This window comes from Blastococcus sp. SYSU D00813 (assembly GCF_054050735.1).
In genome coordinates this window covers 168,979-189,607 of record NZ_JBJGZX010000001.1, presented here as the reverse complement: position 1 = coordinate 189,607, position 20,629 = coordinate 168,979, and the positions used below count along the sequence as shown (strand labels likewise).

Below are 20,629 nucleotides of genomic sequence, written 5' to 3'. Positions count from 1 at the left end.
GAGCGCCGGTCCCCCGGACTGGGGGACCGGCGCTCGGCTGGTGAGCTGTCGCTCAGCCCTTGCGGGCGGTGATGATCTCGGTCGCCTGCGGCACGACCGTGTTCAGGTCGCCGACGACGCCGAAGTCGGCGAGCTCGAAGATCGGGGCCTCGGGGTCCTTGTTGATGGCCACGATGGTCTTCGAGGTCTGCATGCCGGCGCGGTGCTGGATGGCGCCGGAGATGCCGACCGCCACGTACAGCTGCGGCGACACGGTCTTGCCGGTCTGCCCGACCTGGAAGCTGTGCGGGTAGAAGCCGGAGTCCACCGCCGCGCGGGAGGCGCCGACGGCCGCGCCGAGCGAGTCGGCCAGGCCCTCGATGATGGAGAAGTTCTCCGCCGAGGCGACCCCGCGGCCACCGGAGACGACGATCGAGGCCTCGGTCAGCTCCGGCCGCGAGGACTTCTGCTCCACGACCCGGTCGAGCACCCGGGTGGCCTTGGCGGCGTCGGAGAGCTGGACGGCGACCTGCTGCTCGGTGCCCGCGGCCGGGGCCGGCTCGGGGGCGACCGAGTTGCCGCGCAGGGTGTAGATCGGGGTGCCGACCTTGACCCGCGAGTGCACGATGACCTGCCCGGCGAAGGCGAGCTGGGTCGCCGTGCCGTCGGGCGCGATCTCCGTGACGTCGGTCAGGAACCCGCTGCCGGTCTTGAGCGCCACGCGGGCGGCGATCTCCTTGCCCTCGGGCGAGGAGGGGATGACCACGGCGGCGGGCGACTTCTCGCTCACCAGCTGGGCCAGCACCTCGGCCTTGGGGGCGACCAGGTACTCGTCGATCTCGGGGCTCTCGGCCACGTAGACCGTCTGCGCGCCGTACTCGGCGAGCTTCTCCCGCGCGGCCGCGGCCGCACCCGGGGCCGCCGCGACGACGGCCGACACCTCACCCAGCGCGCGGGCGGCGGTCAGCGCCTCCAGCGTCGTCTTGCGCACACCGTCGCCGGTGGGGTTCAGCTCGGCCAGGACCAGGACCTCTGCCATGACTGCTCTGTCTCCTCTTCCGCGTCGATCCGGGTCAGACGATCTTCTGGCTGGCGAGGAAGTCGACGAACTTCTGCGCGCCGTCGCCCTCGTCGGGCACCTTCACGCCCTCGCCCTTGGGCGGGCGGCCGGCGAAGTCGAGCACCTCGCTGGTCGCGCTGGCCAGGCCGACGGTGGAGGGGTCGATGCCGAGGTCGGCCAGCGACTTGGTCTCCACGGGCTTCTTCTTGGCCGCCATGATCCCCTTGAAGGAGGGGTAGCGCGGCTCGTTGATGGTGTCCCAGGTGGACACGATCGCCGGCAGCGGGGCCTCGAGCGCCCAGTAGCCGCCGTCGGTCTGCCGGTTCACCTTGACCGTCGAGCCCTCGACGGTGAGCTTCTGCGCGCCCGACACCTGCGGGATCCCGAGGCGCTCGGCCAGCAGCGCCGGCATGACCGCCACCTGGCCGTCGGTCGAGGTGGCGCCGGTGAGGATGAGGTCGTAGTCCATCTGCTGCAGGGCCGCGGCGAGGATCGCCGAGGTCTGGACGGCGCACGAGCCGTGGATGGCGTCGTCGACGACGTGGACGGCCTTGTCGGCGCCCATCGACAGCGCCTTGCGGATCGCGTCGGTGGCGCTGGCCGGGCCCACGGTCAGCACGGTCACCTCGCCGCCCTGCGCCTCCTTGACGGTGAGCGCCTCCTCGATGGCGTACTCGTCGATCTCGTTGACGACGTTGTCCGCACCGGCACGCGCGACGGTGTTGTCCGACGGGTCCAGCGAGCGCTGGGTGCCGGAGTCGGGGACCTGCTTGACCAGAACGACGATGTTCATCGCCAGACCTACCTCCGAGAACGTCAGGGGGACGCGAGCCCGACGGCCCGCCTGGCTCCGACTCTGGAGGTTACTTCCACGTAAAGATGGCGGGGACGGCGGAGGCCGGTGAGCCCCGTCACCCGGTGGGCCGCCACTCCCCCGTCGCGGCGAACCGGCGCAGCGTCCCGGTGTGGGGTGCCAGGTCCAGGCGCTGCGCCGCCACCCAGGCGTCGTCGTAGTAGGTGTGGGCGTAGCGCTCGCCGCCGTCGCACAGCAGGGTGACGACGCTGCCGCGCACCCCGGCGGCGAGCATCTCGGCGACCAGCGTGAAGGCGCCCCACAGGTTCGTGCCGGTCGACCCCCCGGCCCGCCGCCCGGTCGCCTCGGCGAGGTGGCGCATCGCGGCCAGCGACGCCGCGTCGGGCACGCGGATCATCCGGTCGACGATGGTCGGCACGAACGAGGGCTCGACGCGGGGCCGGCCGATGCCCTCGATGCGCGAGGGCAGGCCGGTGGTCAGCTCCGGGTCGCCGGCGGCCCAGCCCGGGAGGAACGCCGAGTTCTCCGGGTCGACGACGGCCAGCCGCGTGGGGTGCCGCCGGTAGCGCAGGTAGCGGCCGATGGTCGCGCTGGTGCCGCCGGTGCCCGCGCCCACGACCACCCACTCGGGCACCGGGTGCCGTTCCAGCGCCAGCTGCTCGAACACCGACTCGGCGATGTTGTTGTTGCCCCGCCAGTCGGTGGCCCGCTCGGCGAAGGTGAACTGGTCGAGGTAGTGCCCGCCGCACTCGGCGGCCAGCCGGCGGGCCTCGGCGTACATGTCCCGCGCGTGCTCCACGAAGTGGCAGCGGCCGCCGTGGAACTCGATGAGCGCCACCTTCTCCTCGCTGGTGGAGGCCGGCATGACGGCGGTGAACGGCAGGCCGAGCATCCGCGCGAACCAGGCCTCGCTCACCGCGGTGGAACCGCTCGAGGCCTCCACCACCGGCGTCCCCTCGGTGATCTGCCCCGAGCACAGCCCGTACAGGAACAGCGAGCGCGCCAGCCGGTGCTTGAGGCTGCCGGTCGGGTGGGTCGACTCGTCCTTGAGGTACAGGTCGATGCCCCACTCCGGCGGCAGCGGGTAGGCCAGCAGGTGGGTGTCGGCGCTGCGGTGCGCGTCGGCCTCGACCGCGGCGATCGCCCGGTCGACCCAGGCGCGCCCGGCCGGGTCGGAGCGGTCGAGGTCGGCGCAGTCGTCGGCCGGGGCGCCGGCCCGGTCGTCCCTCGGGCCGGTCACCCCTCCGCCCCCGGCTCGGCGGCGGCGACCAGCGCCGGACGCTCCGCCGGGGTGACGGTCACCGCTGTGCCCGGCGTGAGGCCCTGGCTGTCGGCGCTGGCGACGTCCACCTGCACCTCGAGCCCGTCGGGCAGGGCGACGGCCAGCCGGGTGGTGGCGCCGGAGAAGGTGCGGGTGACGACCCGGCCCACGCCCCGCTCGTCGGCGGCGACCAGGAGACCCTCCGGCCGGACCAGCGCCACCGCCGGGCCGGGGGCGGGCGCGGCGCCCAGGACCTCCCGGCGCACACCCAGGAACTCCACGTCGCCGTCGCCGAGCACGGCGGGGATGCGGTTCATGGTGCCGACGAACTGGGCGACGAACGCCGTCGCCGGGCGCTCGTAGAGCTCGTCGGGCGAGGCGACCTGCTCCAGCCGGCCGGCGCGCATGACGCCGACGCGGTCGGCCACCGACAGCGCCTCGGCCTGGTCGTGGGTGACGAAGACCGTGGTGATGCCCAGCTCCAGCTGCAGCCGGCGGATCTCCTCCCGCAGCTGCACTCGGACCTGCGCGTCGAGGGCCGACAGCGGCTCGTCCAGCAGCAGCACCCGCGGCTCGACGGCGAGCGCGCGCGCCAGCGCCACCCGCTGCTGCTGGCCGCCCGACAGCTGGTGCGGGTAGCGGCCGGCCCGGTCGGCCAGGCCGACCAGGTCCAGCAGCTCCGCCGCGCGGGCGCGGCGCTCGGCCTTGCCGCCGCGCCGGCGCACGCGCAGCCCGAAGGCGACGTTGTCGGCGACGGTCAGGTTCGGGAAGAGGCTGTAGGCCTGGAAGACCATCCCCATGTCGCGCCTGTTCGCCGGCACGCCGGTGACGTCGTCGCCGTCGAGGAGCACCCGCCCGGCGTCGGGCCGCTCGAAGCCGGCGATCGCCCGCAGCGCCGTCGTCTTGCCGCACCCGGAGGGTCCGAGCAGGGCGAGGAACTCCCCGCCGGCGATCTCGAGGTCCAGCCCGTCGAGGGCCAGCACCGTGCCGTAGCGCCGGGTCAGGCCCTCCAGCCGGACGGCGACGCCGGGACGCTGCCGCAGCTCGGCGGCGGCGGCGTTGCCCGGCGGCACGGGACCCGCGGCCGCCGGGGCCGACGGGCTGGACGGGACGGCGGTCATGCGGGGTCCTCCCCCCGGCGCTGGCGGTCCAGCGCGGAGATCAGCAGGAGCAGCGCCCAGGTGAGCAGCAGCGAGAGCACCGAGACCGCCACGGACAGCTGGGGCTCCGCGCCGGAGGCGAGGACGATCCAGGTCGGGAAGGTCTGGAACCCGAGGATGTTGGCGACCGTGAACTCGCCGAGCACGAGCGCCACGGTGAGGAACGCCGCGTTGAGCACCGACGTGCGCAGCACCGGCAGCACGACCGAGACCATCACGCGGGGCCAGGAGGCGCCGAGGTTGCGGGCGGCCTCGGTGAGCGTGCGCAGCCCGGCGCCGCGCACCCCGGCGTCCAGGGCCCGGTAGACGAAGGGCATCGCCAGCACCACGTAGACGAGCACGAGGATCCAGGGCAGCTCCGGCTCCTGGAGCGCGAACATGAACTCGGCGACCGGGGTGTCGAGGAAGTAGTCCGGGGCCCACGCCAGCACGCTGCGGACGCCGACGACCAGGGCGATCGGCGGCAGCACCAGCGGCAGCAGGGTGAGGATCTCGACCGTCGTCCGCAGCCGCGGCAGCCGCAGCTCCACGAGGACGACGACCGGCAGCACCAGCGCCAGGACGATCAGCACCGTGAACAGGGCCAGCAGCAGCGAGCGGCCGAAGGTGTCGGCGAAGCCCTCCGCGCCGGGGATCCGCGTGTACGGCTCGAGCGTGACGCCGCCGTCGCGCCGGTCGCGGACCGTGTACCAGACCGAGGCGGCGAGCGGGACGAGGAAGTAGACGCCGAGGACGGCGAACACGCCCCACCGCCACCGGCCCCTGCCGCGGCGCCCGGGCCGGACCGGTGTCTCCGGGGCGACGCTGCCGGCGCCGGTGACCCCGGTCGTCATCGCCGTCACCGCTCCTCCTCGCCGGCGCTGGTCGGAGCGGTGCCGGGCCGTGCCGTGTCCCTGCGCGACCTCGCGAGCCCGGTCACGTGAGCCACCGCTGCGCGCGCCGCTGCACCCAGGCGTAGAAGACCATCACGACGCCCACGAGCACGACCATGCCGAGGGCCAGGGCCTTGCCGAGGTTCTCCGCGCCGACGACGACGTTGCTCGACAGCGAGTCGGCGATCTGCAGCGTCACGAGCGGGACGCTGCTGCCGACCAGCGCCTTGGCGGTGGCGTAGGCGGCGAACGCCGAGGCGAACAGCAGCATCGTGGCGCCGAGGACCGGCGGGGCGAGCACCGGCCCGCCCACGTACCGCCAGTACTGCCACCCGCTGGCGCCGAGGTTGTCCGCGGCCTCCCGCCACTGCGGCCGCAGCGCCTCGAGGGCCGGGGTGACGGTGAGGACCATCAGCGGCACCAGGAAGTAGAGGTAGACGACGCCGAGGCCGAGCATGGAGGTCAGCGAGAAGTCGTCCAGGCCGAGGGTGTCGGTGAGCACCGGGGTGACGACGCCGGCGTTGCCGATCGTGGCGAGGAAGGCGAACGCGAGCGGCACGCCGCCGAAGTTCGCGAGCACGCCGGACGCGGTGAGCACCAGCCGGCGCAGCAGCCGCCCGCGGCGGGACCGGAGGATCGCCACCGCCAGGGCCGTGCCCAGCACGGCGCCGAGCAGGGCCGTGCTGGCCGACAGCTGCAGGCTGCCCAGGTAGGCCCGCCCGTAGGCGCCCTCCGTGATCCGGCCGATGTTCTCGGTGGACCAGCCCTCGTCGAAGGTGACCGGGTCGGTGACCCGGAACGCCTCGACGGCGAGCACGCCGATCGGCAGCAGCAGGAAGACCGCGACGTAGAGGAAGAACGGCAGCGTGCCCAGCACGCTGAGCAGCCCCGCGCGGCGCGCGCCGGCGGCGGCCGGAGCGTCCAGGGTGGTGCTCAGCCGGAGATCTCCTCGTTCCAGCGGGCGGTCACGACCTCCTTGGCCGCGCCCTCCTGCTCCTCGGTCGGGAACTGGGCCTCGCCCTGGACCGGCGGCAGCGCGGCGAGCGCCTCGACGTCGGCCGTCCCGGCCTCCTCCATCGCGGCCAGGCGCACCGGGCGGGCGCCACCGGCCAGCCACAGGTTCTGGCCCTCGTCGCTGTAGAGGAACTCCTGCCAGAGGCGGGCGGCCGCCGGGTGCGGGGCGTAGGCGCTGATGGCCTGGCTGTAGTAGCCGCCGAACAGCCCGTCGCTGGGGACGGCGACCTGCCACTCGGTCCCGATCTCGGCGAGGCCCTCCTCGTAGGCGGCGTTGAGGTAGTCCCAGTCGAGGACGATCGGCGTCTCGCCGCTCTCGATGGTCGCCGGAGTGCTCTCCACCGGGTTGAAGTTCCCGACGTCCTTGAGCTCGACGAAGAAGTCGATGCCCGGGCCGATGTCGTCGAGGTCGCCGCCGTTGGCCAGGGAGGCGGCCCAGACACCGGCGAAGGCCGCCGCGGCCTGCGTCGGGTTGCCGTTGAGGGCGACCTGGCCGGCGTACCGCGGGTCGAGCAGGTCCTGCATCGTCTGCGGGCACTCACCGACGATGGTGGCGTTGCAGCCGATCGAGATGTAGCCGCCGTAGTCGTTGTACCAGTGGCCCTCGGGGTCCTTCTGGCCCTCGGGGATGTCGTCCCAGGTCTCGACCTTGTAGGGGGCGAGCAGGTCCTGGGCCTGCGCCTGGCGGGCGAAGGCGGTGCCGAGGTCGAGCACGTCGGGGGCGCGGTCCTGGCCCCGCTGGCTCTCGACGGCGTTGAGCTCGTCCTGGCTCGACCCGTCGGGCAGCGTGCTGTTGACCTGGATGTCGTACTTCTCCTCGAAGGTGGAGATGATCTCGCCGTAGTTCGCCCAGTCCGGCGGCAGGGCGATCACGTTGAGCTCGCCCTCCTCCTGCGCGGCCGCGATCAGCTCGTCCATCGAGCCGAAGTCGGCCAGCGAGGTGGCCTCGGCGGCCTCGCCGCCGCCACCGCCACCGCCGCCTCCCCCGTCGTCACCGCCGCCGCAGGCGGCGAGGGTCAGGCCCGCCGTGAGCAGGGCCACGGCGGTCTTCGGGGTGCTGGGTCGCACGGGGTTCCTCCAGGTGTCAGTGCCGGGCGGCCGCGCGGACCGCGGGCCCGGCGGCCTCCGGGATGGTGACAGACGGGAGCGCGTCAGGTGGCCCCGAACGGCGACGGTGTGGCGAACACGAGACGAACTGCGCCGGTCACCGGCCGCTGAAGGTCGCCTTGCCGGGGCCGTTCTCGATGAAGGACCGCATGCCGGTGCGCTGGTCCTCGGTGCCGAACAGGCCGGAGAACAGCCGGGTCTCCAGCGCCAGGCCCTGCGGCAGGGTCATGTCCAGGCCGTCGGTGACCGCCTGCTTGGCCGCGGCCAGCGCCAGGGTGGGGCCGGCGGCGAAGCGGCGGGCCATGGCCAGCGCGGTGGAGTACACCTCGTCGTCGGGGACGACGGCGTCGGCCAGCCCCATCTCCAGGGCCTCCTCGGCGGCCACGTGCCGGCCGGTGAAGATCAGGTCCTTCGCCTTGGCCGGGCCCACCAGGCGGGCCAGCCGCTGCGTGCCGCCCGCGCCGGGGATGATGCCGAGCGTGATCTCGGGCAGGCCCACCTTGGCCCCGGCCCCCACGACCCGGAAGTCCGCGCACAGCGCGAGCTCGTAGCCGCCGCCCAGGGCGTAGCCGGTGATCGCGGCGATGACCGGCCGCGGGATGCGCTCGACCGCGGCGAAGGACTCGGTGAGCTCCCGGCCCCACGCCGCCATGCCGCGCGCGTCGAGGTCGGCCATCGCCTTGATGTCGGCCCCGGCGGCGAACACCCGCTCCCCGCCGTAGAGCACGACCGCCCGCACGTCGTCCCGGCGGCCCGCCTCGAGGGCGGCCGCGCGGACCTCCCGGTGCAACTGGTCGTCGATCGCGTTCATCTTGGGCCGGTCGAGGCGGATCGTGCCCACCCCGTCCTCGACCTGCAGGGTCACGAACTCCGGCTCGCTCACGGGGTACCTCCGGCGGTGGGGACGTCGTCGTCCCCGGAACCCTAGTTCGGCCCCGTGCGGGGGCCCGCCGCGAGCCCGCGAGCGGTGGGGGGCACGGGGTCCTCCCTCAGCCGGCCCGGCGGGCGGTGAACCGGCCGTCGGCCCGGTCCAGCCGCAGCCGCAGGCCGAACGTCTCCGACAGGCGTTCTGCGGTGAGCACGCCGTCGACCGGGCCGGCCGCCACCACCTCGCCCCCACGCAGCAGCAGCGCGTGGGTGTAGCCGGGCGGGATCTCCTCGACGTGGTGGGTGACCAGCACCTGGGCCGGCGCGTACAGGTAGCCGGCCAGGTCCGACAGCCGGGCCACCAGGTCCTCCCGGCCGGCCAGGTCAAGCCCCGCCCCCGGCTCGTCGAGCAGCAGCAGCTCCGGGTCGGGCATGAGCGCCCGCGCGATCTGCACCCGCTTGCGCTCGCCCTCGCTCAGCGTGCCGAACGGCCGGTGGGCGAAGGCGTCGACACCCCACTGCCGCATGAGCATCGCCGCGCGGGTGAGGTCGGCGATGTCGTAGCGCTCCCGCCAGCGCCCCACGACGGCGTAGCCGGCCGAGACGACGACGTCCCCGGTGCGCTCGCCGGGGGCGATCCGCTGGGCGAGGGCCGCGCTCGTCAGGCCGATGCGCGGCCGCAGCTCGAAGACGTCGACGGCGCCCAGGGTCTCGCCCAGCAGCCGGACCTCGCCGCGGGTCGGGTGCATGTGCGCCGACACCAGCTGCAGCAGCGTCGTCTTCCCGGCGCCGTTGGGGCCCAGCACGACCCAGCGCTCGTCGGACCGCACGGTCCAGTCGACACCGCGCAGCAGGTGGGTCTCGCCGCGGACCACGTCGACGCCGCGGACCTCGACGACGGACTCGGCTCCTCCGGCGGGGAACGGAGCGGTGCTCGACACGAGGCCATCCAACCAACCCCTCACCGTCCCCCGGTTGGCAGGATCGGGAGATGCGCGCAGCAGCAGGGAACGACCTCGAGGTCTGGCCGGGCTCCCCCGCACCGCTCGGGGCGCACTGGGACGGGAACGGGACCAACTTCGCGCTGTGGTCGGCCGGGGCGCAGGCGGTCGACCTGTGCCTGTTCGACGCCGACGGCACCGAGCACCGCCACCGGCTGCAGGAGACCACCCACCAGGTCTGGCACGGCCGGGTGGCCGGCATCGGGCCCGGGCAGCGCTACGGCTACCGGGTGCACGGCGGCTACGACCCCGGCTCCGGGCAGCGCTACAACCCGGCCAAGCTGCTCCTGGACCCCTACGCCCGCGCGGTCGACGGCGAGCTGACGCTGGACCCGGCGCTGTTCGGCCACCCCGGCGACGCGGTCGACTCCGGCTCCGCCGAGCCGACCGACTCCGCGCCGTACGTGCCGCGCGGGGTCGTGGTGCACGACCCGTTCCCGTGGGACGGCGACCGCGCGCCGCGTACGCCGTGGTCGGACACCGTCATCTACGAGGTGCACGTGCGCGGGGCGACCATGCGCCACCCCGACGTCCCGCCGTCGCTGCGCGGCACGTACGCCGGCCTGGCGCACCCGGCGTTCGTCGAGCACCTGCGGTCGCTCGGGGTGACCACCGTCGAGCTCCTGCCGGTGCACCACTTCGTCAGCGAGCCGCACCTGCTCCGCCGCGGGCTCACCAACTACTGGGGCTACAACACGCTGGGCTACTTCGCCCCGCACGCCGCCTACAGCTCCGCGGGCACGGGCGGGCAGCAGGTCACCGAGTTCAAGGCGATGGTCAAGGCGCTGCACGCCGCGGGCATCGAGGTCGTGCTCGACGTCGTCTACAACCACACCGCCGAGGGCGACCACGCCGGGCCGACGCTGTCGTTCAAGGGCATCGACAACCGCGGCTACTACCGGCTCAACGGCGCCAACCCGGCCCGCTACACCGACTACACCGGCTGCGGGAACACCCTCGACGTCCGCCGTCCGCAGGTGCTGGCGCTGCTCATGGACTCCCTGCGCTACTGGGTGACCGAGATGCACGTCGACGGGTTCCGCTTCGACCTCGCCGCGGCGCTGGCCCGCTCGATGCACGACGTCGACCGGCTGTCGGCGTTCTTCGACGTCGTCCACCAGGACCCGGTGGTCAGCCAGGTCAAGCTGATCGCCGAGCCGTGGGACATCGGCGAGGGCGGCTACCAGGTCGGCAACTTCCCGCCGCTGTGGACCGAGTGGAACGGCCTGTACCGGGACACGGTGCGCGACGTGTGGTCCGGCGCGCACGTCGGCGTCCGCGACCTGGCCTACCGGCTGACCGGCTCCTCCGACCTGTACCGCTCCGACGGCCGCCGCCCGTTCGCCAGCATCAACTTCGTCACCGCGCACGACGGCTTCACGATGCGCGACCTCGTCACCTACGAGCACAAGCGCAACGAGGCCAACGGCGAGGACAACCGGGACGGCGAGAGCCACAACCGGAACTGGAACTGCGGCGTCGAGGGCCCCACCGACGACCCGGCGGTGACCGAGCTGCGCGACCGGCAGGTGCGCAACCTGCTGACGACGCTGCTGCTGTCGACCGGCGTGCCGATGATCACCGCCGGCGACGAGCTCGGCCGCACCCAGCAGGGCAACAACAACGCCTACTGCCAGGACAACGAGCTCTCCTGGCTGGACTGGGCCGACGTCGACGGCGACCTGCTGTCCTTCGTGTCCCGGCTGGTGGCCATCCGGCGCTCCTCACCGGTGCTGCGCCAGGTCGCCTTCTTCGAGGGGCACGAGATCCCGGGCACCGGGGGCACCCGCGACCTGGCGTGGTTCGCCCCGGGCGGCGGCCAGCTCACGACCGCCGACTGGTTCGACACCGACCTGCAGACCATCGGCATGTACCTCGACGGGCGCGGCATCCGGCACCGCGACGAGCGCGGCCGTCCGGTGCAGGACGAGTCCTACCTGGTCTGGCTCAACGCCGGGCCCGAGCCGGTGACGGTGCAGCTGCCGGGGTCCCCGTGGAGCGACGGCTACGAGTTCGTCGTCTCCACCGAGTACCCGACCGGCGTCCCGCCGCGGCCGGCGGTCGTCGCCCCCGGCGCGATCGAGGTGCCCTCCCGCACGGTCTGGCTGCTCCGCGTCCTCCGCCGGCCGTCGTGACGAGCGGGGGCCCGGAGGGCTCCCCGAGGCACGACCTCCGCAGCCGCGCCGGACGGCGGCGGTGCCGTCGGGTCGCGTCCCGCGACGAGAGCCGCACCTGCGGGTGTCGGCTCCGAGTGGACCCCGGAGGGGTCCCCGGAGGAGTCGGCGGGAGAGCTCGGCGCAGGCCGGGACGGCATGTGGCCGCGGTCCGGTCCGGAGGACCGCGGTGCACTCAGTCCTGGGGCTGCTCGAAGGTGATGACCGTCCAGCCGAGCAGCAGGCGGTCGCCGTCGGACAGCGGGTGGGCCACACCCGGCTCGAGCTGGGTCCACTCGGTGGCCTCGGGGCCGGCGACGTGGGTGCCGTTGAGCGAGCCCAGGTCGACCAGGGAGACCTCCCGGCCCTGGCGCTGCACCGCAGCGTGGGCGGAGGAGAGCACGTTCTGGGTGTCGGCGATCGGCACCGGCCGGGCCGACCCGGTGGTGACCAGCTCGTGGCTGTCGGGGCGGCGGCCGAGCACGAGGTCCTCGTCGACGGTGACGACCAGGCCGTCGTCGAAGCGGAGGATCGGCGCGGCCGGCATGTCCGGCTTCCAGAACGCCGTCTCCTCGCCGCCGTCGGCGGACGCGCCCTGCGCGGCGGCGGCCGGGGCGTAGCCGCCGCCGGGCGCGCCGAACCCGGCGTCGGAACCGGTGGAGAACGACGACGGCGCCTGCGTGGCGCTGGGCGCCAGGGCGGCCGAGGGGTGCGCGGCGGCGGCCAGCTGCAGCATCGCGCCGCTGCCGGGGACCGTGCCCTCGACGAGGTCGTAGGCGACGCCCGGCGGCATCGACGGGACCGGCTGCCCCGGGCCGACGTACAGGCTCGAGCCCAGCTGGAACCCGGCGGCGAGGGTGCACCCGCCGTCGACCTGGTGCCCGGCGACGGGGACGCCGTCCACGGCGGGCTGGCCCTTGCCTGCCCACAGCGCCACCCCGGTGCCGGAGCCGCCCGCGGTGTCGACGAGGACGACGGCGAAGGACGCCGAGCCGCCGCCGAGCGCGGCGACCTGGCCGGCGACCGCGGCCAGGACCCGGTCGGCGCCGGGACCGGACACGCCCAGGCAGGCGTGCAGCGCCGCCGTCAGGGCGGGGGCACCGGGAGCGTCCACCCACAGCAGACCGCCGCCGCGACGGGCGACGACGGAGTCTCCGGGCAGGACTTCACAGCGGTCGGGCATGCCCGCCAGCCTAGTGACCGAGGGCGGAACTGGGCGGTCCGGCGGGCCCGCCACGCCGGTCGCACCGCTGGCCAGCGGGAACGGTGCGACCGGCGTGACCGGTGGGGCTCAGGCGGTGACGACGAGGCCCAGTTCCGCCGGGTCGGCCAGGTGCGCCGAGTGCGGGAGCACGCGCACGGTGTAACCGAAGGCGCCGGTCCGCTCGAGCGGCAGCGTCGCGGTGAACCAGTGCCGGGAGCCGTCGGTGTGCTCGTGGGCCATCGGCACCGTGGTCACGTCGTGCAGGCCGTCGGCGTCGTCGACCCGGCCGTAGGCGGCCTGGACCTCGACGTCGCCGGGGGTCAGCCCCGGCAGCTCCACCTCGGCCCGCAGGGCCAGCGTGGTGCCGATCTCCGGGGTGTCGCCGACGCCCGTGGCCTCCACGTGCGCGACCCGGACGGTGGTCCAGCGGTCGGCCAGCCGGGCGCGCCACGCCGACTCCTCCCGGGCCGGGGCGTAGCCGCTGCCGGCCATGGCGCGGGCCGAGCCGGAGGCCGGCACGTAGAGCCGCTGCACGTAGTCGCGGACCATCCGGGTGGCCAGCACCTTGGGGCCGGTCTCCCGCAGCGTGTGCCGCACCATCTCCACCCACCGGCTGGGGATGCCGTCGCGGTCGGTCTCGTAGAACCGCGGGATGACCTGGGTGCCCAGCAGGTCGTAGATCGCCCGCGCCTCGACGTCGTCGCGGCGGTCGGGGTCGGCCACGCCGTCGGCGGTCGGGATGGCCCAGCCGTTCTGGCCGTCGAACCACTCGTCCCACCAGCCGTCGCGGATCGAGAGGTTGAGCCCGCCGTTGAGCGCGGCCTTCATCCCGGAGGTGCCGCACGCCTCCAGCGGGCGCAGCGGGTTGTTCAGCCAGACGTCGCAGCCCCAGTACAGGTACCGCGCCATGCCGATGTCGTAGCCGGGGAGGAAGGCGATCCGGTGCCGGACGGCGGGGTCGTCGGCGAACTTCACCATCTGCTGGATCAGCTGCTTGCCGCCGTCGTCGGCCGGGTGGCTCTTGCCGGCGATCACCAGCTGCACCGGCCGCTCGTCGTCCAGCAGCAGCGCGCGCAGCCGCTCGGGGTCGCGCAGCATCAGCGTCAGCCGCTTGTAGCTGGGCACGCGCCGGGCGAAGCCGATCGTGAGGACGTCGGGGTCGAACGCGGTGTCGGTCCAGCCGACCTCGGCCTCGGCCGCGCCGCGGGACAGCGCGGTGTCCCGCAGGCGGCGGCGCACCTCCTCGACCAGCCGGCCGCGCAGCATCCGGCGGGTGCTCCACAGGTCGCCGGCCGGGATGCGGTCCACGCCGTCGAAGGACGCCGGCTGGTCGCTCTCGAACGGGTCGCCGCTGCTGGAGCTCTGCGTGCCCAGGTCGACCAGCTCGCGCGCGGTCCAGGTGGGCGCGTGCACGCCGTTGGTGATCGACGAGATCGGGACGTCGGCCTCGTCGAAGCCGGGCCACAGGTCGCTGAACATGTGCCGGCTCACGTGACCGTGCAGCCGGCTCACGCCGTTGGCCCGCTGGCCCAGCCGCAGGCCCATGTGGGCCATGTTGAACTTCGCCGGGTCGTCCTCGGCGCCCAGCGGGATGAGGTGCTCCAGCGGCACGCCGAAGCCGGCGAAGTACCGCTCGATGAGCGCCCGCGGGAAGCGGTCGATGCCGGCGGGCACCGGCGTGTGCGTGGTGAACACCGTGCCGGCGCGGACGGCCTGCAGCGCCTCGGCGAACGACAGCCCGTGGGACTCGGTGAGCTCCCGGATCCGCTCGACGCCCTGGAACCCGGCGTGCCCCTCGTTGGCGTGGAACACCTCCGGCGCCGGGGTGCCGGTGAGCTGGCAGTAGGCGCGCAGCGCCCGGACGCCGCCGATGCCCAGCAGCATCTCCTGGCGCAGGCGGTGGTCCTCGTCGCCGCCGTACAGCCGGTCGGTGACGCCGCGCTCGGCGGGCGCGTTCTCCTCGATGTCGCTGTCGAGCAGCAGCAGGGAGACCCGCCCGACCTGGGCGCGCCACACGTGGGCGTGCAGCGTGCGCCCCTCGGGCAGCGGGACGTGCACGACGACGGCGGAGCCGTCGGTCTGGCGCAGCAGCTTGACCGGCAGGCCGTGGGGGTCCAGCGAGGGGTAGTGCTCCAGCTGCCAGCCGTCGGCCGACAGGCCCTGCTCAAAGTAGCCGGCCCGGTACAGCAGCCCCACGCCGATCAGCGGGACGCCGAGGTCGGAGGCGGCCTTGAGGTGGTCGCCGGCCAGGATGCCGAGGCCGCCGGAGTACTGCGGCAGCACCTCGGTGATGCCGAACTCCGCGCTGAAGTAGGCGATGGACGCGGGCGCGTCGGGCCCGAGCGACTGGTACCAGTGCGGCGCCGACAGGTACTCCTCCAGGTCGTCGACCGCGTCCTGGAGGCGGCGCACGAAGCGCCGGTCCTTGGCCAGCGTGGCCAGCCGGGAGGCCGAGACCTCGCCGAGGACCTTCACCGGGTCCCCGCCGCAGGTCCGCCAGAGATCGGGGTCGAGCGCCTCGAAGAGGTCCCGCGTCTCCGGGTGCCAGGACCACCGGAGGTTCATCACGAGTTGGGCGAGTGGCATCAGCTCCTCGGGGAGGGATGCCCGGACCGTGAACCGACGGAGAGCACGCACGACGGCGACCCTATCCACGGACGCGACCGGCGGCCGACTCGTAGCACGGACCGCGGGCGGCCCCCTCGCAGGGGCCCGCCGCGAGCCTGCGAGTGGCAGGGGCGAGGGGGTCCTTCTAGCGTGATCGCGATGACTGGCCGCGCAGACCTCCGCCTCGGCATCACCGATGTCGCCCCCGTCGTGTCCTGCGGGTCCTTCTCGGCCCGCGCCGTGGTCGGTGAGCACGTGCCGATCACCGCCACCGTGTTCCGCGAGGGGCACGACGCCGTCGCCGCGGACGTCGTCTGGACGGCCCCCGACGGCACCCGCGGCGCCTTCACCCGGATGGCCCCCTACAGCCAGGAGCCCGACCGCTGGCTGGCCACGGTCGTGCCCGACCGCGAGGGCCGCTGGACCTTCCGGGTCGAGGCGTGGAGTGACCCGCTGGCCACCTGGCACCACGCCGTCGAGGTCAAGATCGAGGCCGGGCAGGGCCCCGAGGACCTCGCCAACGACCTCGAGGAGGGCGCCCGGCTCCTCGAGCGGGTCGCCGCCGAGGCCGGCGACGAGTGGCGGGGCCGGCTGACCGACGCGGTCACCGCGCTGCGCGACACCGGCCTCGGCCTGCACGAGCGGGTCGCGCCGGCGCTGGCCCCCGCGGTGCAGGAGTACCTGCACGGGCATCCGGTCCGCGAGCTGGTCACCGCCACCCCGGAGTACCAGGTGTGGGTCGACCGGCCGCGGGCGCTGTACGGCTCCTGGTACGAGTTCTTCCCGCGCTCGACCGGCCCGGTGGTGGGCGGCACCGCGACGCACGGCACGTTCACCACCGCCGCCGACCGGCTGCCGGCGGTGGCCGACATGGGCTTCGACGTCGTCTACCTGCCCCCGATCCACCCGATCGGCACGGTCAACCGCAAGGGGCCGAACACCGCCCAGTACCCGGGTGGCAACCCGTACGAGATCGGGCCCGACGACGTCGGGTCGCCGTGGGCCATCGGCTCGGCCGAGGGCGGCCACGACGCCGTCCACCCGCAGCTGGGCACCATGGACGACTTCCGCGCCTTCGTCGAGCGCACCCGCGAGCTGGGCATGGAGGTGGCGCTGGACTTCGCGCTGCAGGCCGCGCCCGACCACCCCTGGGTGAAGAGCCACCCCGAGTGGTTCACCACCAAGCCCGACGGCACGATCGCCTACGCGGAGAACCCGCCGAAGAAGTACCAGGACATCTACCCGATCAACTTCGACAACGACCCCGAGGGCATCTACGCCGAGTGCCGCCGGGTGATCCAGGTCTGGATCGACGCCGGGGTGAAGATCTTCCGCGTCGACAACCCGCACACCAAGCCGCTGAACTTCTGGCACTGGCTCATCTGGGACGTCAAGGAGAGCCACCCCGACGTGCTCTTCCTCGCCGAGGCCTTCACCCGGCCGGCGATGATGCACCAGCTGGCGCGGCTGGGGTACACGCAGTCCTACACGTACTTCACGTGGCGCACCGAGCGCGGCGAGATCGAGGACTACGGCCGCGAGCTCGCCGAGAACGCGCACTACATGCGGCCGAACTTCTTCGTGAACACCCCGGACATCCTGCACGCGTCGCTGCAGTACGGCGGGCCGCCGATGTTCAAGATCCGCGCGGTGCTCGCGTCGATGATGAGCCCGACCTGGGGCGTGTACTCCGGCTACGAGCTGTTCGAGCACGTCGCGGTCAAGCCCGGCAGCGAGGAGTACCTCGACAGCGAGAAGTACCGGCTGCGCCCGCGCGACTGGGCCGCGGCCGAGGCGGCCGGCCGCAGCCTGGCGCCGTACCTGACGCGGCTCAACGAGATCCGCCGCGCCCACCCGGCGCTGCAGCAGCTGCGGACGCTGCGCTTCCACCCGGTCGACAACCCGAACCTGCTCTGCTTCTCCAAGACCGACCCCGGCTCCCAGGACGCCGTCCTCGTCGTGGTCGCCCTGGAGAGCCACAACCGGCAGATCGGGACGACGGCGCTGGACATGGCCGTGCTGGGCCTGGACTGGCACGAGCGGTTCACCGTCCACGACGAGCTGTCGGGCGCCAGCTACGACTGGGGCCAGTTCAACTACGTCGAGCTCGACCCGTACCACGAGCCGGCGCACGTCTTCTCCGTCACGTTCCCCCGGCCGGTGACCTGGCCGCCGCCGGTCGCCTGAAGGACCCCCTTGCCCCCCACCACCAGCACGCTCGTGGCGGGCCCCTGCAAGGGGGCCACGCCCCACTCCACCCGCACAGCACGACCCGAGGGGCGACTCCTCCGATGACCGTTCCCGTTCCCGACTCCCCCCGCCGCTCCGCGCTGCCCCCACCCGGCACCGACCCGGAGTGGTACAAGCGCGCGGTCTTCTACGAGGTGCTGGTGCGCGGCTTCGCCGACAGCAACGCCGACGGCGTGGGCGACCTGCGCGGCATGATCGACAAGCTGGACTACCTGCAGTGGCTCGGCGTCGACTGCCTGTGGCTGCCGCCGTTCTTCGCCTCGCCGCTGCGCGACGGCGGCTACGACGTCAGCGACTACACCGCGGTGCTGCCCGAGTTCGGCGACATCGAGGACTTCCGGGAGCTCCTCGAGGAGGCCCACTCCCGCGGCATCCGCGTGATCATCGACTTCGTCATGAACCACACCTCGGACCAGCACCCCTGGTTCCAGGCCAGTCGCAGCGACCCCGAGGGGCCCTACGGCGACTTCTACGTGTGGGCCGACGACGACACCGGCTACGCCGACGCCCGGATCATCTTCGTCGACACCGAGTCCTCGAACTGGACGTTCGACCCGGTGCGCAAGCAGTACTTCTGGCACCGCTTCTTCAGCCACCAGCCCGACCTGAACTTCGAGAACCCCAAGGTGGTCGAGGCGATCCTCGACGCGCTGCGCTTCTGGCTGGACCTGGGCATCGACGGCTTCCGGCTCGACGCCGTCCCCTACCTGTTCGAGGAGGAGGGGACCAACTGCGAGAACCTCCCCCGGACCCACGAGCTGCTCAAGCAGGTCCGCAAGGTGGTCGACCGCGACTACCCCGACCGGGTGCTGCTGTGCGAGGCCAACCAGTGGCCGGCCGACGTCGTCGAGTACTTCGGCGAGGACGGCGACGAGTGCCAGATGGCCTTCCACTTCCCCGTCATGCCGCGCCTGTTCATGGGCGTGCGGCGGGAGCAGCGGTTCCCGATCTCGGAGATCATGGCCCAGACGCCGGACATCCCCGACAACTGCCAGTGGGGCATCTTCCTGCGCAACCACGACGAGCTGACCCTCGAGATGGTCACCGACGAGGAACGCGACTACATGTGGGCGGAGTACGCCAAGGACCCCCGCATGAAGGCCAACATCGGCATCCGCCGCCGGCTGGCGCCGCTGCTGGACAACGACATCGACACCCTCGAGCTGTTCAACGCCCTGCTGCTGAGCCTGCCCGGCTCGCCTGTCCTCTACTACGGGGACGAGATCGGGATGGGCGACAACATCTGGCTCGGTGACCGCGACGGCGTCCGCACCCCGATGCAGTGGACGCCCGACCGCAACGGCGGCTTCTCCACCGCCGACCCGCAGCGGATGTACCTGCCGCTGAACCAGGACCCGGTGTACGGCTACCAGGTCACCAACGTCGAGTCGCAGCTGCGGAACACGACCTCGCTGCTGCACTGGATCCGGGAGATGCTGCGCGTCCGCGGCCAGCACCCGACCTTCGGCCTGGGCAGCTACGCCGAGATCGGCTCGCGCAACCCGACGGTGCTGTCGTTCGTGCGGGAGTTCGGCGACGACGTCGTGCTGTGCGTGAACAACCTGTCGCGCTTCCCCCAGCCGGTCGAGCTCGACCTGCGCCGCTTCGAGGGCTACACGCCGATCGAGCTCACCGGCCGGGTGGAGTTCCCGCAGATCGGCGTCCTGCCCTACATGCTCACCCTCGCCGGGCACGGCTTCTACTGGTTCGAGCTGGCCAAGCCCACGCCCGAGCCCGAGCCCGTGGTCGAGGAGCACGAGTCCGGCAGCGCGGTCGCCGACTCGCTGCTGGCCGCGGGGCTCGTGAGCGAGGAGGACACCGCAGCCGGCGATCCCGAGACCCCCGGAGACACCCGATGACGACCCTGACGGACCTCCTGCGCGAGTGGATGCCGCACCAGCGGTGGTTCGGCGGCAAGGGCCGCGAGTGGGCCGACGTGAGCGAGGACGGCTTCTTCCTCGAGCGCAGCGGGCCGGTCCTGTCGGTCCACCGCGTCCGGGTCGGCTACGCCGACGGCGCGACCGAGACCTACCTGGTGCCGCTGTCGTGGCGAGAGCACCCCGTCGAGGAGCTCAGCTCGGCGCTGGTCGGAGCCGTGACCAGCGGCGACTCGCAGACCTGGGCCTACGACGCGCTGCGGGACCGCGACGCCACCGCGCCCTGGCTGGTGCACCTCGCCCAGCAGGACCGCGTGGGCTCGCTGCGCTTCGTCGCCGAGGAGGGCGCCGCCATCCCGGCCGGCCTGCCCGGCGACGTGATCTCCACCGAGCAGAGCAACACCTCGCTGGTCTACGGCCAGGAGGCGATCCTCAAGCTCTTCCGGCGGCTGGAGCCCGGGCTCAACCCCGACGTCGAGATCCACGACGCGCTGCGCCGGTCGGACAACAAGCACATCGCGCCCCTGCTGGGCTACGCGGAGATCGACCACGACCGGGACCGCGAGACCGCGCCGGCCACCGTGCTGATGCTCCAGACGTTCGTGCCCAACGCCAGCGACGGGTGGCGGCTGGCCACGGCGAGCGTGCGGGACCTCTACGCCGAGGGCGACCTGCACGCCGACGAGGTCGGCGGGGACTTCGCCGCCGACAGCGAGCGGCTCGGGGCGGCCACCGCCTCGGTGCACCGCGACCTCGCCCAGGTGCTGCCCACGGAGCCGGCCGACCGCGCGTGGTTCGCCGCCGCGGCCGAGGAGATGACCGGCCGGCTGGAGGCGGCGCTGGCGGTGGTCCCGCAGCTGGAGGAGCACGCCGAGGGCCTGCGCCGGCTGTACGCGCAGCTCGCGTCGAGCGACGAGCCGGTCGTGCGCCAGCGGGTGCACGGCGACCTGCACCTGGGGCAGGTCCTGCGCACCGCGACCGGCTGGATCATCCTCGACTTCGAGGGCGAGCCGGCCCGGCCGCTGGCGGCGCGGCGGCAGCTGGACAGCCCCATGCGCGACGTCGCCGGGATGCTCCGCAGCTTCGACTACGCCGCCCGGCACATGCTCGTCGAGCAGCCCGAGGACACCCAGCGCGCCTACCGCGCCCAGGAGTGGGCCGAGCGCAACCGCAGCGCCTTCTGCGCCGGCTACTCGGCCGCCAGCGGGCTCGACCCCTGCGCCGACTCGCCCGTGCTGCGGGCGTTCGAGGCGGACAAGGCCGTCTACGAGTGCCTGTACGAGGCGCGCAACCGCCCCCACTGGCTGATGATCCCGCTGCAGTCGCTGTCGCGGCTCGCCGCGACCTGACCGGCGCTCCCCCGCCGCAGCCGGATCCGCAGCCGACACCGACGCCCACGAAGA

Annotated in this window: 15 protein-coding genes; 4 read left to right on the top strand and 11 right to left on the bottom strand. The window is 73.5% G+C overall.

Going from position 1 to position 20,629, the window contains the following annotated elements; all coding sequences use genetic code 11:
• Positions 1 to 52: 52 nt before the first annotated feature.
• The 9 genes from ACI8AX_RS00930 to ACI8AX_RS00890 form a co-directional block, all read right to left on the bottom strand.
• Entirely contained in the window at positions 53 to 1,018 is a 966-nt protein-coding gene (locus ACI8AX_RS00930) for an electron transfer flavoprotein subunit alpha/FixB family protein (protein WP_456547906.1), read from the bottom strand.
• Positions 1,019 to 1,052: 34 nt separating this feature from the next.
• Positions 1,053 to 1,832 carry an electron transfer flavoprotein subunit beta/FixA family protein gene (locus ACI8AX_RS00925; protein ID WP_456547905.1) on the bottom strand — a complete coding sequence of 260 codons (780 nt, stop codon included), beginning with the start codon at positions 1,830 to 1,832 and terminating at the stop codon, positions 1,053 to 1,055.
• A gap of 118 nt (positions 1,833 to 1,950) precedes the next feature.
• A complete protein-coding gene (cds1, locus tag ACI8AX_RS00920; RefSeq protein ID WP_456547904.1) occupies positions 1,951 to 3,093 on the bottom strand; it encodes an L-cysteine desulfhydrase Cds1 in 1,143 nt (380 codons plus the stop codon).
• On the bottom strand, positions 3,090 to 4,235 hold the full coding sequence (locus ACI8AX_RS00915; protein ID WP_456547903.1) for an ABC transporter ATP-binding protein: 1,146 nt from the start codon (positions 4,233 to 4,235) through the stop codon (positions 3,090 to 3,092). The genes cds1 and ACI8AX_RS00915 overlap by 4 nt, the downstream gene beginning before the upstream one ends.
• Positions 4,232 to 5,107 carry an ABC transporter permease gene (locus ACI8AX_RS00910; RefSeq protein WP_456547995.1) on the bottom strand — a complete coding sequence of 292 codons (876 nt, stop codon included), beginning with the start codon at positions 5,105 to 5,107 and terminating at the stop codon, positions 4,232 to 4,234. Before ACI8AX_RS00910 ends, ACI8AX_RS00915 begins: the two co-directional genes overlap by 4 nt.
• A gap of 82 nt (positions 5,108 to 5,189) precedes the next feature.
• Complete coding sequence (locus ACI8AX_RS00905) at positions 5,190 to 6,023, bottom strand: ABC transporter permease (protein ID WP_456547902.1); 834 nt, start codon at positions 6,021 to 6,023, stop codon at positions 5,190 to 5,192.
• Positions 6,024 to 6,079: 56 nt separating this feature from the next.
• Positions 6,080 to 7,228, bottom strand: coding sequence for an ABC transporter substrate-binding protein (locus ACI8AX_RS00900; RefSeq protein WP_456547901.1), 1,149 nt, complete (start codon positions 7,226 to 7,228; stop codon positions 6,080 to 6,082).
• A 136-nt stretch (positions 7,229 to 7,364) separates the two neighbouring features.
• Positions 7,365 to 8,150: an enoyl-CoA hydratase/isomerase family protein gene (locus ACI8AX_RS00895; RefSeq protein WP_456547900.1), complete on the bottom strand. Its 786-nt coding sequence runs from the start codon at positions 8,148 to 8,150 to the stop codon at positions 7,365 to 7,367.
• 106 nt (positions 8,151 to 8,256) lie between these two features.
• The gene (locus tag ACI8AX_RS00890; RefSeq protein ID WP_456547899.1) at positions 8,257 to 9,075 is read right to left on the bottom strand and encodes an ABC transporter ATP-binding protein; all 819 of its coding nucleotides are present in this window, start codon (positions 9,073 to 9,075) and stop codon (positions 8,257 to 8,259) included.
• A 50-nt stretch (positions 9,076 to 9,125) separates the two neighbouring features.
• Between ACI8AX_RS00890 and glgX the strand changes: the two genes are divergently transcribed.
• Complete coding sequence (glgX, locus tag ACI8AX_RS00885) at positions 9,126 to 11,270, top strand: glycogen debranching protein GlgX (RefSeq protein WP_456547898.1); 2,145 nt, start codon at positions 9,126 to 9,128, stop codon at positions 11,268 to 11,270.
• A 214-nt stretch (positions 11,271 to 11,484) separates the two neighbouring features.
• Here the strand turns inward: glgX and ACI8AX_RS00880 are convergent, their stop codons facing one another.
• Positions 11,485 to 12,471, bottom strand: coding sequence for an FHA domain-containing protein (locus tag ACI8AX_RS00880; RefSeq protein ID WP_456547897.1), 987 nt, complete (start codon positions 12,469 to 12,471; stop codon positions 11,485 to 11,487).
• 108 nt (positions 12,472 to 12,579) lie between these two features.
• Positions 12,580 to 15,129, bottom strand: a complete 2,550-nt coding sequence (glgP, locus tag ACI8AX_RS00875; RefSeq protein WP_456547896.1) for an alpha-glucan family phosphorylase — start codon at positions 15,127 to 15,129, stop codon at positions 12,580 to 12,582.
• 129 nt (positions 15,130 to 15,258) lie between these two features.
• On the opposite strand from glgP, the gene ACI8AX_RS00870 reads away from it, so the two are divergent.
• From ACI8AX_RS00870 to ACI8AX_RS00860, 3 genes are all read left to right on the top strand, one after another.
• On the top strand, positions 15,259 to 17,286 hold the full coding sequence (locus ACI8AX_RS00870) for an alpha-1,4-glucan--maltose-1-phosphate maltosyltransferase (RefSeq protein ID WP_456547895.1): 2,028 nt from the start codon (positions 15,259 to 15,261) through the stop codon (positions 17,284 to 17,286).
• A gap of 104 nt (positions 17,287 to 17,390) precedes the next feature.
• Positions 17,391 to 19,208 carry a maltose alpha-D-glucosyltransferase gene (gene treS / locus ACI8AX_RS00865; RefSeq protein ID WP_456547894.1) on the top strand — a complete coding sequence of 606 codons (1,818 nt, stop codon included), beginning with the start codon at positions 17,391 to 17,393 and terminating at the stop codon, positions 19,206 to 19,208.
• Entirely contained in the window at positions 19,205 to 20,575 is a 1,371-nt protein-coding gene (locus ACI8AX_RS00860; RefSeq protein WP_456547893.1) for a maltokinase N-terminal cap-like domain-containing protein, read from the top strand. The genes treS and ACI8AX_RS00860 overlap by 4 nt, the downstream gene beginning before the upstream one ends.
• Positions 20,576 to 20,629: the final 54 nt, after the last annotated feature.

Excerpts from the sequence above, each read along its gene's own strand:
- ACI8AX_RS00860 (WP_456547893.1), top strand. The coding sequence starts at position 19,205 with ATGACGACCCTGACGGACCTCCTGCGCGAGTGGATGCCGCACCAGCGG.
- ACI8AX_RS00930 (WP_456547906.1), bottom strand. The coding sequence starts at position 1,018 with ATGGCAGAGGTCCTGGTCCTGGCCGAGCTGAACCCCACCGGCGACGGT.
- ACI8AX_RS00880 (WP_456547897.1), bottom strand. The coding sequence starts at position 12,471 with ATGCCCGACCGCTGTGAAGTCCTGCCCGGAGACTCCGTCGTCGCCCGT.
- ACI8AX_RS00915 (WP_456547903.1), bottom strand. The coding sequence starts at position 4,235 with ATGACCGCCGTCCCGTCCAGCCCGTCGGCCCCGGCGGCCGCGGGTCCC.
- ACI8AX_RS00925 (WP_456547905.1), bottom strand. The coding sequence starts at position 1,832 with ATGAACATCGTCGTTCTGGTCAAGCAGGTCCCCGACTCCGGCACCCAG.
- glgX (WP_456547898.1), top strand. The coding sequence starts at position 9,126 with ATGCGCGCAGCAGCAGGGAACGACCTCGAGGTCTGGCCGGGCTCCCCC.
- ACI8AX_RS00910 (WP_456547995.1), bottom strand. The coding sequence starts at position 5,107 with ATGACGACCGGGGTCACCGGCGCCGGCAGCGTCGCCCCGGAGACACCG.
- treS (WP_456547894.1), top strand. The coding sequence starts at position 17,391 with ATGACCGTTCCCGTTCCCGACTCCCCCCGCCGCTCCGCGCTGCCCCCA.
- ACI8AX_RS00870 (WP_456547895.1), top strand. The coding sequence starts at position 15,259 with ATGACTGGCCGCGCAGACCTCCGCCTCGGCATCACCGATGTCGCCCCC.